This is a genomic window from Mesorhizobium sp. M0587 (assembly GCF_040320945.1).
In the GTDB taxonomy this organism is placed as follows: Bacteria; Pseudomonadota; Alphaproteobacteria; order Rhizobiales; family Rhizobiaceae; genus Mesorhizobium.
Genome location: NZ_JAMYQP010000036.1, coordinates 61405 through 74387, shown reverse-complemented (window position 1 = coordinate 74387; position 12983 = coordinate 61405). Strand labels below are relative to the sequence as shown.

At 61.7% G+C, this 12983-nt stretch carries 10 protein-coding genes, 2 tRNA genes and 4 pseudogenes; 4 read left to right on the top strand and 12 right to left on the bottom strand.

What is annotated here, in order from left to right:
• Positions 1–151 precede the first annotated feature (151 nt).
• The 4 genes from NKI49_RS26355 to NKI49_RS26340 all read right to left on the bottom strand — a co-directional run bounded on the left by NKI49_RS26355 (position 152) and on the right by NKI49_RS26340 (position 5497).
• Positions 152–1444, bottom strand: a complete 1293-nt coding sequence (locus tag NKI49_RS26355) for an OmpP1/FadL family transporter (protein ID WP_352608149.1) — start codon at positions 1442–1444, stop codon at positions 152–154.
• Between the two features lie 359 nt (positions 1445–1803).
• A complete protein-coding gene (locus tag NKI49_RS26350) occupies positions 1804–4587 on the bottom strand; it encodes a valine--tRNA ligase (protein ID WP_352608151.1) in 2784 nt (927 codons plus the stop codon).
• Positions 4588–4895: 308 nt separating this feature from the next.
• A complete protein-coding gene (locus NKI49_RS26345) occupies positions 4896–5177 on the bottom strand; it encodes a helix-turn-helix domain-containing protein (protein ID WP_352608154.1) in 282 nt (93 codons plus the stop codon).
• Complete coding sequence (locus tag NKI49_RS26340; RefSeq protein ID WP_352608156.1) at positions 5174–5497, bottom strand: type II toxin-antitoxin system RelE/ParE family toxin; 324 nt, start codon at positions 5495–5497, stop codon at positions 5174–5176. The genes NKI49_RS26345 and NKI49_RS26340 overlap by 4 nt, the downstream gene beginning before the upstream one ends.
• A 104-nt stretch (positions 5498–5601) precedes the next feature.
• Here NKI49_RS26340 and NKI49_RS26335 point away from each other — a divergent pair.
• Positions 5602–6183, top strand: a pseudogene (locus NKI49_RS26335) (aromatic-ring hydroxylase C-terminal domain-containing protein); the annotation flags it as partial.
• A gap of 198 nt (positions 6184–6381) precedes the next feature.
• On the opposite strand, the gene NKI49_RS26330 reads toward NKI49_RS26335, so the two are convergent.
• The 5 genes from NKI49_RS26330 to NKI49_RS26310 form a co-directional block, all read right to left on the bottom strand.
• Entirely contained in the window at positions 6382–7167 is a 786-nt protein-coding gene (locus NKI49_RS26330; protein WP_352608158.1) for a DUF2497 domain-containing protein, read from the bottom strand.
• Between the two features lie 214 nt (positions 7168–7381).
• On the bottom strand, positions 7382–8767 hold the full coding sequence (locus NKI49_RS26325; RefSeq protein ID WP_352608160.1) for a TolC family outer membrane protein: 1386 nt from the start codon (positions 8765–8767) through the stop codon (positions 7382–7384).
• Positions 8768–8943: 176 nt separating this feature from the next.
• Positions 8944–9612, bottom strand: coding sequence for a protein-L-isoaspartate O-methyltransferase family protein (locus tag NKI49_RS26320; protein WP_352608162.1), 669 nt, complete (start codon positions 9610–9612; stop codon positions 8944–8946).
• An 88-nt stretch (positions 9613–9700) separates the two neighbouring features.
• Positions 9701–9774: transfer RNA gene (locus tag NKI49_RS26315), tRNA-Cys, on the bottom strand.
• Between the two features lie 173 nt (positions 9775–9947).
• Positions 9948–10208, bottom strand: coding sequence for a PGPGW domain-containing protein (locus NKI49_RS26310; RefSeq protein ID WP_352608164.1), 261 nt, complete (start codon positions 10206–10208; stop codon positions 9948–9950).
• A 220-nt stretch (positions 10209–10428) separates the two neighbouring features.
• Between NKI49_RS26310 and NKI49_RS26305 the strand changes: the two genes are divergently transcribed.
• Positions 10429–10503: transfer RNA gene (locus NKI49_RS26305), tRNA-Asn, on the top strand.
• Positions 10504–10510: 7 nt separating this feature from the next.
• Here NKI49_RS26305 and NKI49_RS26300 read toward each other — a convergent pair.
• Both NKI49_RS26300 and NKI49_RS26295 read right to left on the bottom strand, forming a co-directional pair.
• Positions 10511–10648, bottom strand: a pseudogene (locus NKI49_RS26300) (TetR/AcrR family transcriptional regulator); the annotation flags it as partial.
• A 455-nt stretch (positions 10649–11103) separates the two neighbouring features.
• Positions 11104–11289 (bottom strand): annotated as a pseudogene (locus tag NKI49_RS26295) (TetR family transcriptional regulator); the annotation flags it as partial.
• A gap of 132 nt (positions 11290–11421) precedes the next feature.
• Between NKI49_RS26295 and NKI49_RS26290 the strand changes: the two are divergent.
• Positions 11422–12315, top strand: coding sequence for an NAD(P)/FAD-dependent oxidoreductase (locus tag NKI49_RS26290; RefSeq protein ID WP_352695815.1), 894 nt, complete (start codon positions 11422–11424; stop codon positions 12313–12315).
• 62 nt (positions 12316–12377) lie between these two features.
• Positions 12378–12503 (top strand): annotated as a pseudogene (locus tag NKI49_RS26285) (transposase domain-containing protein); the annotation flags it as partial.
• Between the two features lie 61 nt (positions 12504–12564).
• Here NKI49_RS26285 and NKI49_RS26280 read toward each other — a convergent pair.
• A complete protein-coding gene (locus NKI49_RS26280; RefSeq protein WP_352598045.1) occupies positions 12565–12819 on the bottom strand; it encodes a hypothetical protein in 255 nt (84 codons plus the stop codon).
• Positions 12820–12983 lie beyond the last annotated feature (164 nt).

Genomic DNA, 12983 nt, shown 5'->3' with positions numbered 1-12983 from the left:
ACCCCGCCTCACGACGACGCCCTTGCGCTTCGCTAACCCTTCGCCGCCATCAGGCTGGGTAGAGGACTTACACCTCCGAGCTGTCGATCATGCTCGGCACACACGAAAAAGGCCGGGCAATGCCGGCCTTTTATCCAGAGGCTTCAACGGTTTAGAACTTGACTTTGAAACCACCTGTAAGCGCGGCCACCAAGTCGTTGCCGAAGTCATAGTGCACATCTGTGCCGGCAACGTAGCCAATATCGTCGGAGACTTCTCCGGAGTGACCGCTGGTCAGCACACCGAGAGCCCCGCCGAGGCGGAATTCAATGTTCGGCTTCGGCGTGTAGGCGACGCCGCCGCCGAACGTCCAGGTGTCCGTCTGGTCACCATATCCACGCGAGGTGCCACGATCCCATGCGATCTGAACCGCGCCGCTCCATTGCTCGTTGAACTGGTGGCCGATACCGCCGCTAACCGTCCAGCCGTCGCGATACATCAGATCGAGTGAGGTTAGCCTGACAGGACTGGGGGAAATCGACGTGCAGGGTGCGAGACCCTTGCTTGCCGCCGAGCAAATCGGAACACTTTGCAGCACGCTCCAATTGACCCACTTGATCGAACCGAAAGCAAGCCAACCAGGGGCGATGCCGGATTGAACTTTCAATTCCAGCGAGTCTGGCATCTTCGCCGACCCGTAAATGTCGGTTAGAGCAGAAGAACCGGGAGGCAGGAAAGCTGCAATCGGAGCCAGGGATGTCGTATCGAGTGTGCCCGAAATATTGTCGAGCTTGACCTGGGAATTGTAGACCAGGCTGGCGCGCAAAGCGATCTCGGGAATTTCGTAGGCGACACCGGCTCTCCAGCCCCAGCCGTCGGCCTTCAAATCGACACGACCGACGAAATTGGCGGGAACGGGAAAGACGCCTGAAAGGTCTGGAACGCCGCCGATAAAGCTCGTCTTATAGCCGTAAACTTCTTGATAAAAGGCGCCGCCGATGAAGCGAAGCTGGCCCTTGCCGACATCCATTTTGTAGGAGCAGGTGCCGGAGTAATTGTTGCTCTTGATATTGGTTTCGATGTTGGAATATGAGCCGTTCCAGATACCCGGGCTCGAACTCGCCCCCCACGGCTGCGAGTAATCAACCAAGCAGTCCACGCCATAGCCGAGCGAGGCTTTGACGCCAAAGTAAGGCACCCAATAGTCCTCAGTATTGCGCACCGTGCTCTTGCCGCTCAACGGTGCCGGGTTTCCAGACGTGTCCACCGCGTTCTTCAGTTTGCGCTGTGGCGACACATAGGTCGCGTCAGTGTTCACCGCGAAAGGAGCCGGATCAAACAGAAGATCGATGTCATAGCCGCCGCGCTCGATGCCGCCGGCGTGCGCCGAACTCATCGCCGTGCCGATCAAAGCCAGCGAAAAGCACCCTGCCCCCAGCAGTGCTTTCAGACGCAGATTGTTCATGAATGTCCTCCCCGAATAACTAGTGCATCAAGCTAGAACCAATTCGGGTTAACGGCGCAACAATGAATTCTTGGGCGTACATGTACATATTCGCCAAACGCATTTTCGACAAAATGCGGGGGAGCGTCGGAACGCCGAAAACCGGCTTCCGAAGCTTCGGTCGGCTCTAAAAATGGAGAAAAGACAGTCAAAAAGGCCCAAAAACGCCCGGTTTTAAGAGGCTAGGGCCCCATTGTTACATTATGGCAACAATGGGGCTAAAACTTCCGTTTACGTCAACATTAACGCTGCGGAATGCCTGCTTTCGGGGCAAAAAGCTCATCATTTTAGAGAGGGCTAAAGCCTCGCGAATCCATCCCTCAGCCGGCGTCGCGAACCCTGGTCAACGCGACTGAAAGCTTGTCCTGCGCATCGCGGTATTCGGCGAGCTTTTCACGCTCTGCGTCGACGATCTCGGCCGGCGCACTGGCTACAAACCGTTCGTTGGACAGCTTCTTGTGCAGGCGCGCGATTTCCTCGGTCACCTTGGCCAATTCCTTCTGCAACCGCACTGCCTCGGCGCCGAGATCGATCAGGCTGCCAAGCGGCAGGCATATCGTCGCCTCGTTGAGCACGATCTGCGCCGAACCCTTGGGTGCCGTGTCGGCCAGCGAGACGTCGCCGACGCGCGCCAGCCGCTTGATCGCCGGGTCCTGACGTGCCAGCCGTTCACGCGTCACATCATTGGCGCCGACCACGACCAGCGGAGCGATCGCCGCCGGCGGCACGTTCATCTCCGAACGCACCGAGCGGATGCCGGAGACGAGGTCGACCAGCCAGTTGATGTCGGCAGCCGCTTCCGTGTCCTCGAAGTCCGGCGACGGCCATGTGGCATGGCAAAGCAGCGACGGCCTCTCCTTGCCTTCCCCGGCGGTCTGCGCCCACAATTCCTCGGTCATGAACGGCATCATCGGATGCAGGAGCTTGTAGATCTCGTCGAGCACGAAGGCGACGCAGGCGCGGCTCTCGGCCTTGGCAGCCTCGTCGGTGCCCATGAACACCGGCTTGAGCAGCTCCAGATACCAGTCGCAGAACAGGTTCCAGACGAAGCGGTAGGCCGCCCCAGCCGCCTCGTTGAAGCGGTACGAGGTGATGCCGTCGGTGATCTCGCGCGCCGCGCGCGTCAGTTCCGTAAGGATCCAGCGATTGACGGCCAGCTTGGCATCGTTCAGCCAGAAATCGTCGTTGCGCGCGACTTCGTTCATCTCGGCGAAGCGCGTCGCGTTCCACAGCTTGGTGCCGAAATTGCGGTAGCCGGCAATGCGGGCGGGATCGAGCTTCACGTCGCGCCCTTGCGCCGCCATCACCGTCAGCGTGAAACGCAGCGCATCGGCGCCATATTCGTCGATGAGGTCGAGCGGGTCGATGACGTTGCCTTTCGACTTCGACATCTTGGCGCCGTTCTTGTCGCGCACCAGCGCGTGGACATAGACCGTGTGGAACGGCTCCTCGTCCATGAAATGCAGGCCCATCATCATCATGCGGGCGACCCAGAAGAAGATGATGTCGAAGCCGGTCACCAGCACGTCGGTCTGGTAGTAGGTCTTCAACTCCGGCGTCTGGTCCGGCCAGCCGAGTGTCGAGAACGGCCACAGCGCCGACGAGAACCAGGTGTCGAGCACGTCCTCGTCGCGGGTCAGGATCTCGCCAGGCTTGAAATTCTCGAGCTTGTCCTCGACCCAGGCCTTCCACGGCCCTTCCAGCGCCAGGTAATATTCGATCGCCGCGGCAAGCGCCTCTTCCTCGGACTTCTCGACAAAGACACGTCCGTCCGGCCCGTACCAGGCCGGGATCTGGTGCCCCCACCACAGCTGGCGCGAAATGCACCAGGGCTGGATGTTCTCCATCCAGTCGAAATAGGTCTTTTCCCAGTTCTTCGGCACGAAATTCGTGCGGCCCTCGCGCACCGAGGCGATCGCCGGCTTGGCGAGCTCGGCGGCATTGGCATACCACTGCTCGGTCAGGAACGGCTCGATCGGCACGCCGCCACGGTCGCCATGCGGCACGGCATGGCGATGCGGCTCGACCTTGTCGAGGAAACCGCCTTCTTCCATCAGCTCGACGATCTTCTTGCGCGCGGCGAAGCGGTCGAGGCCGTTGAGTTCGTCCCAGACAGCCCGGCGCTCAGGTGTCACGTCGAGGCCGGCCAGGAAATCCTCATTATCCACGAGGCTTATCGCGGCCTCGATGGTGAGGATGTTGATCGCCGGCAGCTTGTGGCGCTTGCCGACCTCGAAGTCGTTGAAATCATGCGCCGGCGTGATCTTGACCGCGCCGGAGCCCTTCTCCGGATCGGAGTATTCATCCGCCACCACCGGTATCCTGCGGCCAACGATCGGCAGGACGACATTCTTGCCGACCAGGTGCCGGAAGCGCTCGTCGTCCGGATGCACGGCGACGGCCGTGTCGCCCAGCATCGTCTCGGGGCGCGTGGTTGCCACGGTGATGAAGGTTTTTGGATTCTCCGGATCGAAGATCTGCCCCTCGATGGGATAGCGGAAGTGCCAGAGATTGCCGTTGACTTCCTGCTGCTCGACCTCGAGATCCGAGATCGCGGTCAACAGCTTGGGATCCCAGTTCACAAGGCGCTTGTCCTTGTAGATCAGGCCTTGCTTGTAGAGCGTGACGAACACTTCGAGCACGGCCTTGGACAGGCCTTCATCCATGGTGAAGCGTTCGCGCGACCAGTCGGCCGAGGCGCCGAGCCGCTTTAGCTGGTTGAAGATCGCGCCGCCGGATTCAGCCTTCCACTCCCACACCTTCTCGATGAATTCCTCGCGCGTCAGGTCGCGGCGATGGATCTGCTTTTCCATCAGCTGCCGCTCGACCACCATCTGCGTGGCGATGCCGGCATGGTCCATGCCGGGCTGCCACAGCACGTTCTTGCCGCGCATGCGCTCGAAGCGCACCAGAACATCCTGGAGCGTGTTGTTGAGCGCGTGGCCCATATGCAGCGAGCCGGTGACGTTGGGCGGCGGGATGACGATGGTGAAGGCCTCGGCCCCCTCCTCGGCGCCCGCGCCGGCCCGGAACGCGTCGGCCTCTTCCCAAACCTTGGCGATCTTCGGCTCGACGGATTTTGCGTCGTAGGTCTTTTCAAGCATGGGAAAATGGTCCGCGCTGTCGGGATTTTTGCTGGTCCGGTGTAAATCGGAAGGTCTTGGCCAAGTCAACCGCAAGGGGCCGTCCCGGCTCATCACAAGCACATAGGCACGGCCCTGTTCATTTCAACGCAGGGGTGCCAGCGTGCACCGTGCTTGACCGCCAGGCGATACGTTGCTCCACGCCTCCATTGATCGCACAATTCGAACGAGCGTCCGCTTCGAAGATGTTGTTGAGATCAGGAACGTCCAAACGTGGAAGCGGAACGGGTGTGTCGCAAAACTCCCGATTTTCGCGAAACATCTCGTGACTACGCTGCCTGTTTTACCCGGATTTCTATCTCGAGGTGCGCGGAGGCGGCGATGTTGACGAGCGCGTCAAGCGAGAATTTGGCGAGCTTGCCGCGCAGCAGATCATTGGTGCGGGGGCGCGTCAGGCCGAGCCGCTTGGCGGCATCCTCCTGGGGAATGTCCCAACGCTGGACCACCTTACGGATTTCGTAGAGCAGCGCCGAGCGCGCTTTAAGGTTTGCTGCCTCTTGTTCCGTATCCGCCAGGGCATCCCAGACGTTCTCATAGATTTCTACGTTCATCGTTCTGCCTTCCATCGCTTCAGCCGTTGTGTCGCTAGATCGAGGTCTTTCTTGGATGTGGCCTGTGTCTTCTTCTGAAACGCATGAAGCACCAAAACGCGGTCATCTAGTGTCGCCAGATAGATGACGCGAAATGCTCCCGATGCTTCCCGAACCCTGATTTCCCTGACACCGGTCCCCACGGTCTGCATAGGTTTCCAGTAGTAGGGATCGTCGCCGCGCTGGACAAGTTCGAGCTGCCAGCCGGCCGCTATCCGTGCATCGTCAGGAAACGCTCGAACATCCGCCCTACTGCTTCCAAGCCATTCAATCGCCTTCATGGCTCGCACTGTATCGATATTGATACATGTTGGCTAGAGAGAAAGTCAATCGCGAACCTTGGGGATAATGCGACGTCTCAGGACGCGCTGGGGTCCTCTGGCTTTTGGAATGGAAACTCGCCGCCGTACTCGGCGGTGCGGAGGATTGGCTGCTCGACACCTATGAGCAGGAACGGCGTCCAGTCGCGGAATCGGTTCTCGGCCTTTCGACCCGGCTGCTCGACGCCCAGAAACAGGGTGGGATGCGCCGCGGTCGCGAGGTGCGCCAGCTCGATATCGGCTATCCGGACTCGCCGCTCTCCAGGGAACTGGCCGAACGCGGCGGCGGCCTGCGTGCGGGCGACCGCGCGCCGGACGCCCCAATCAGGGGCGCGGCGGGCCAACCATGGCGACTGTTCCAACTGCTCCAGGGACCGCATTGGACGCTGCTTGTTCAGGAAGCCGGCAGAGAGACGGTTGGGCCACGCCAGGGGCTGCATGTCCACCACATCGGCCCGCAAGGCGATGTCATCGATGCCTGGGGACACCTTCGCGATGCCTATGCACTGGCACCGGGCGAGTGTGTGCTGATCCGGCCGGACGGGTATGTCGGTGCGATCGCGATCCTTGGTGCAGACCGAACCGCGAAGCTCGAAATCTATTTGAGCCGCATGGGCGTAGTCCAACCCGAAGAAGAACCGAAATAAGCGTCGAGAGGTATTCGAACAATGTGGCTGGCGCGTCGGACAGGCTCGACTGGCGGTTGATGCTGAGCGGCGTGATCGTGGCAATCGCCATCATCGGAGCTAGCCTTCCTCGCCATGCCGACCCCGAGATTACCGTGCCTGCGCCGCCAGGGTGACGGCGCAACGGGGTCCAACTGGCTACCTAGGGGATCCGGGAAATCATTGCGCTCCGCGTGCCACGCGCTCGATCTCCTCGCGCACCAAGCGCTCGACCAGCGTCGGCAGGTTGTTGTCCAGCCAGTCCTGCAGCATCGGCCTCAGCATCTCTTCAGCCATTTCGTCGAACGTCTTCTTGCCGCGGCTGGCAAAGGCGTCGGAAAGCTCGCCGAAAGCCGCGGCCACCTGGCGGCCCGTGTGCTCGGAAAGAATTGCCGGGCGAACAGCCGGGGCGTCGCTTGCCGCCGGTCGCCCAAGATCGTCACCCGACGAAGGCCGCTCGAACGCAGGCTCCGTCACCGGTTCGTGGACCGACGCCTCGGGCTGGGCGACCGGCTTGCGGATGCCTGGTATCGCTTTCGCCTGCTCGCCGACCGCCGCGATCTCGCGCCGCCAATCGGCAACGATTTCCTCACTCGTCGCGGCGGAATCAGGCGCTGCCGACGGGTCGATCCCTGCGGCTGGTGCCGGGTCGGCGGCGATCCTGGCGCTGACCTCGGCAAGCGTCATCGACGGCCTGGCCGGGGCGGCTTCCATGCGAGCGATCACCGGCTCGGCGGCCGGGGGCTCCACCGTCGCGACCGGCTTCCTGACTTCGGGGGCATGCAGATCGGCACGAAACGCGTCGAAATCGGCGGCTGGAGCCGTGCTCGACGCAGGCTCCAGGTCCTGCCGCAATTCATCGGCGGGCGGCTTGCGGCCGGTGTCGCTGTCCTCGATGATCCTCCTGATGGAAGCCAGTATCTCTTCCATGGAAGGTTCGCGCTGTGCGCTGCTTGCCGTCGCCATCGTCACATCCGCCGCCCTTGTGACCTCAGTGGATTTCCACTCCGGCGCAGGCCGGATTCGAATCATGGCGACAGCGTAACCGACGGATCGCCGTACGAGAATCCCCAATCTGGGGACATGTGGGATTTCAACAGATTAGGCACGGAACAGAAAGAGCGGAACCGCTTTGAAAAAGTTCCGCTCGACCGGGGAAACCGGATTCGGAGCCAGGCGTCTAGCGACCGTCCGGCGTGCGCAGGCCGATCCATTTGTCCTTGACGGCGTTGTAGTGCTCTTCGGGCCGGTACTTCGCAACCTGCAACGCAAGCCGGTCGACCGACAGCCGACCCATCGCCGACAGGATGGCATAGCTTGCCACCACCACATCGTGCTCGGAATTGGCCTGGTTGATCTTGGCGGTGATGACGGCGGCCTGCGCGTTGAGCACGTCGAGCGTGGTGCGCTGGCCGACATTGCGCTCTTCGATGACGCCGTTCAGCGCCAACTGCGCGGCGTCGATCACCTGCCTGTTGGCGGCAACGCTCTGCTGCGCGGCGGTGTACTGCGACCATGCCGAGGCGACGGCCTGGCGCACTTGGTCGCGGCTGACGTCGACCTGGATGCGCGCCTCGCCGAGCGATTCCTTGTTTTGCCGCACGACCGCGGAGGTGCGGCCGCCCGAATAGATCGGAATGGTCAGGGTCGCGCCGATATTGGCCGAGGTCGAATCGCCATTGGAACCCGAAATGTCGGGGATGGATTTGCGGTAATTCTCAGAAATACCGGCCGACGCCGACAGCTGCGGCAACAGCGCGCCCTCGGACGACTTCACCGAGAACGCCGCCGCGTCGACCAGATGCTGCGTGGCGAGAATGGCCGGGTGTTCCTTCGAGCCGATCGCTATGGCCGTATCGAGGCTCGACGGCAGCAGCTTGCCCAATGGCGAAGCGGGCCTGAGCTTGCCCGGCTCGTCGCCGACGACTTGGTGGTAAAATGCGGCACTGGCTTGCGCCTGCGCGCGGGCGGCGCTGAGCGAGGCCACCGCCGAAGCGCGCGACGCATCGGCCTGGGCCACGTCCGTGCGCGTGCCTTCACCCACCTCGAAGCGCGAACGCGCGGCGCGCGCCTGTTCGCTCAGGAATTGAAGGTTCTGTTCGGTCAGCACCGCGATCTGCCGGTCGCGAATGACGTCCATATAGGCCGTGGCCGCGTTGAGCAGCGTGTTTTCTTCGGTATTGCGCAGGCTTTCCACCGACGCTTTGACCTGCGATTCGGCGGCCGCCACATTGTTCCTGGTCTGAAAACCGTCGAACAGCGTCTGGTTGATCTGGATGCCGAAATTGGCGGTCGTCAGCTTCGAATTGCCGCCGTCATTTGCCCGGCGGGTGTTCGTATAATCGATGCCGGACGATCCGGCGATCGTCGGGCGCCATCCCGACTTGGCGATCGCCACGCTCTCGTCGGTGACGCGCACGCCGGCCCGGGATGAATTCAGCGAGGAATTGTACTGATAGGCCTTGGCAAGCGCGCCGGAGATGGTTTCGGCCGAGGCCGGGAAGGAAGAAAGCGCGGTCGCGGAAACGAGGACGGCGGCAAAAAGTGACTTGGATAAAGACGGCACGGGTATCCCTCATTCGTTTTCCATGGGAACCGCGCCACGCCAGCTTCTCCTTTGAGCAGCCGGAGCGGCGCTAATATTCCCTGTCGCCTAGCCCAAAGTGCCCCCAGTCTGGGATTCAGCAACGATCGTTCAAACCCAAGCGACCATGACAAAGCCTTTGCTGCAAGGCAAATCATTCAGAATTCGAAAGCATGCTCACGTTCGAAACCGGGTAGTGGCTTAATTGCCGCATTAAATGCCCGTCTTCCGGTTACAACCCCCCCAGCTTTATAAAAAAGTCGCGCCACGCCTGAATTGCCCTGCCCTTCGACGGCGACGAGTCGGCCGCCTTCGGCAAGCTGGGCAAGCAGCGTCGCCGGGACTTTCTCGACGCTGCCGCCGATGAAGATGACGTCGTAAGGCGCCTTGGCCGCATGGCCCTGCGGCAGCGCGCCCTGAACCACGGTCACATTGCCGCAGCCCAGCGACGAGAGCGCCGAGCTGGCGGTTTCGGCGAGCGCCGAATCGCTTTCCAGCGCCACGACCGACTTCGCCAGCCGCGACAGGATGGCCGAGGCATAGCCGGTGCCGCAGCCGACATCGAGCGCCGAATCGGCCGGGCTGATCTCGGCCAGTTGCATCAGCTTGGCCAGCGGCGAAGCCTCCATGAGGTAGCGCGCCCCGCCGGCGCCGTCGGCGATGCGGATGTCCTCGTCGATATAGGCGAGGTCGCGCTGGCGTTCGCCGACGAAAATCTCGCGCGGCACGGAAAGCATCGCATCCAGCAGCGGCGCGCTGGTCACGTCGGTGGTGCGAACCTGACCATCGACCATCTTGACGCGAAGCTCGGAGAAATCAGCGCTCATGTCCCAACCAGTCCGCTTGCCGCGCCAAACCGCGGTTCATCTAGATTGGAACGTCTAACTCCGGCGCTGGCGCGCGGGAGCCGGGCATTGGAGGCCTCGCCCGGAATCGAACCGGGGTGCAAGGATTTGCAGTCCTCTGCGTAACCACTCCGCCACGAGGCCTCATTGCTCCCGGCGTTCCACCCGGTTCCAATAGGTTGCGGCGAAAATGCCGTCAAGCGGCCACCGCGCATTCCCCGCGGTTTCCTCTGCATCGGTCCGATGCCCCGCATCGATCGTTTGGGCCGATGAGGCGCGATGCATATTGGCAGAGCGTCAATCCGGTTGGCAGAGCGTCAATCCGGCCGGCGCCGCCGCTCCCACCAGACGACGAACCGGCGGCGGTGGCGGCGCACCATGGCGAATTCGTAGGACAGCACCAGCAACCCGAGCGGAACCATCCAGAAGCCAAGGATCGGCAGGAACCCGAGAATGCCGCCGATGATCAAGCTCACGCCGATAGTGATTCTGAGGGCGCGCGAACGCGGCATGGTGAATTGACGCCCGAAGACCGAGATTTTTCGCGCCGGTTCCTGGTTTTCGTCTGCTGCCGTCATCTCGAATGGCTGGTCCGTCTGGTGGCTCTGCAATGTTATTCACGAAAGCCGCCACCGCCGTTTCGGTTCCGCGCCTTCGCCAAGACGGCTAATATGAGGACGGACGCCGCCGATTGCGAGAAACCGCTGCGCGAAAAAGTCTCGGAAAAATACGAAATGCTTCTTTGCAAAGCCGAAAAGGGTTTGCTATAGGCTGCGCCACTTGCTTCAGAGCCTCTGTTCCCCGGTAGCTCAGTGGTAGAGCAACCGGCTGTTAACCGGTTGGTCGCTGGTTCGAATCCGGCCCGGGGAGCCACTATTTTCACGCCATGGCACGATACTGCGCGCAACAGGGCCTCGATTTGGGCGATGACATGGGCGGGGCCGGCTTCATAATGGAGCTTGCTTAACGACTTTTGATTCGTCTTGTCGGCCATGACCATGGCTTCGACACTGCGGACGCGCCAGCGTGCGATTTCTCCCTACCCTTCGATCTCGATAGTCCTGGTTCCAGAGTGTCAGAACATCGAGGACCGATCAAATCAGGCGTAGTGTAGCAGCCTCGCCTGCCCACGCCTATTCCTGCCAAGCCGCAGTCGCAGGATCGACGGCTACCGCGCGGGAATACTGATGATCGGCAGCTTCGCGTGATCGGCAGCTTCGCGCCCATTTCCGCCGTTCAGACCACCGCTGCAGCTTCGCGAAAGCTGACGGTCTGCTAAGCCGGCACTAAGGCCTCGAATGGGGTGGTAGCGGTCACGCCGCCGGTCACGGGGTTAGGCTAGGTTAGCTTGCTCTTCGTATTCCACGGGGCAGATAGCCCAGTGTCGAGTGTCGGCGCCTCGGGTGGCAGAGGCGCTCGATAGTGTCGAACCATCCTCCTCTAGGCTATCCGCCCGCGTGGTCGTTGCCACCGTGCGCGGCGATGAACATGGCGACGGCCGACCGGCAATAGGGATATCTTCGCCCGCTGGGCGACCTTGTCCAATGTCGTCGCTTGAAAACCCAATTCCACAAAGAGTTCGCACGCGGCGTCGACTATCGTTTGGCCGAGCGCCTGGTTGGCAGGCCGGCCGCGTCGGCCCTGGCTGTTTTCGGTCACGACAATTCCAGTACTTGACGGTATTCTAATTCTTGCATTACGATACCATGCAGTTTCTGAAATGTGCAAGCCAATGGGCAAGTTTCAACCAGGCCCAACCAACCCCCTCATCCACGACACGGAGCCATCACCATGGATGACGTCATCATCATCGGCGGCAGCTTTGCCGGTCTCGCCGGCGCCCTGCAGCTCGGCCGTGCCCGCCGCAAGGTCACCGTTCTCGATACCGGCCTGCCGCGCAACCGCTTCGCGGGCCACTCGCATGGCCTGCTCGGCCACGATCACAAGCCACCGCTGGACATCCTGGCCGAGGCGCGGCAGCAGCTGGCGCGCTATCCCACGATCAAGCTGGTCAATGCCCGGGCCGACAGCATCTCCGGCGCCATCGACGATTTCTCCGTCCTCACTGGCGATGGCGAAAGCCTTGCGGCGCGCCGCCTGATCCTGAGCTATGGCGTCGCCGACCAGATGCCTGATGTTCCGGGCTTTGCCGAAGGCTGGGGCACTTCCATCGTGCCCTGCCCCTATTGCGACGGCTTTGAAGTCGCCGACCAGCATTGGGGCCTCGTCTGGTCCGGCCCGCAGTCGCACAATCATGTCAGGCTGTTCCACGATTGGACCGACACGTTGACGCTCTTCGCCGATGGTCACGACATTCCGCCCGATATCCGGGCCGATCTGGCGCGCCGCAACATAGCTGTCGTCGATGGCCGGATCATCGAGATCGCCCATCGCGGGGGCCATCTCGCCACCGTCAATCTCGAGACCGGCCGCAATGTCGCGGTCGACATCCTGTTCGCGCATCCGCGCAACAAGCCGTCCGCAAGCCTGCATGAATCACTGGGCCTCGCCACGGTCGATACGCCCGGCGGCATCGCCCTCAAGGTCGATGAGCGCCGCGAAACCAGCATTCCCGGCATCTACGCCGCCGGCGACCTCGCCAACCCCCTCATGGCCTCGGTCACCACGGCATCATCGCACGGCGCGATGGCGGGCATCTTCGCCCAGCAGTCGATGCTGGTTTGAGAGCACAGATTCCCTTCTCCGATTGCCGCGGGCTATCAAATTCAGAAGGTTGCGGGCCGATGTTGATCGGCACGGCAAAGCTCAACGGCGTCAACCCGGAAGCTTGGCTCACGAACATTCTCGCCCGCATCGCAGAGGGACATCCGATTAACCCGATCGATGAACTGCCGCCATGGAGCTGGTCCTAGGACAACCGGCTTGAATCGTCCGAGCAGCCAAGTCCAGGCGCCTTGAGCTCCCGGTAAAGTGCTATTCTAACGCTACCGTTGGTGACGCTTCTTGCGGCGGCGTCAGAACTGTGATGTCCATTCTGGCGATCTTCGATGCGGCGTTTCCCTGTGAATTGGGAGCTGTGTCGTCCGTTTCTGCAACCATCGCCTTGGCGCGATGTCCTACGCTGTCGGCGCTCTTGCCCGGCGCAAATCCTTCGCCTGTTTCTGGCTTGGCGGCTTTCAGTTGAGTTTCCGGTGCCTTCCGATGCTGACTTGCAATAACCGAAACCATCCATCCCTCCTTTGGTGAGAGCACCATGGTATCTCCCATGGCTGTTGCGGGACTGACCAGATTGTACCTAAGACATGGTGTCCGGTACAAAACGTCACCTATGTCTCAGGCCGCGCATTCTACGCCATGGCGCCCTAGAACCAGCCGAAGCCCGCACTGCGACG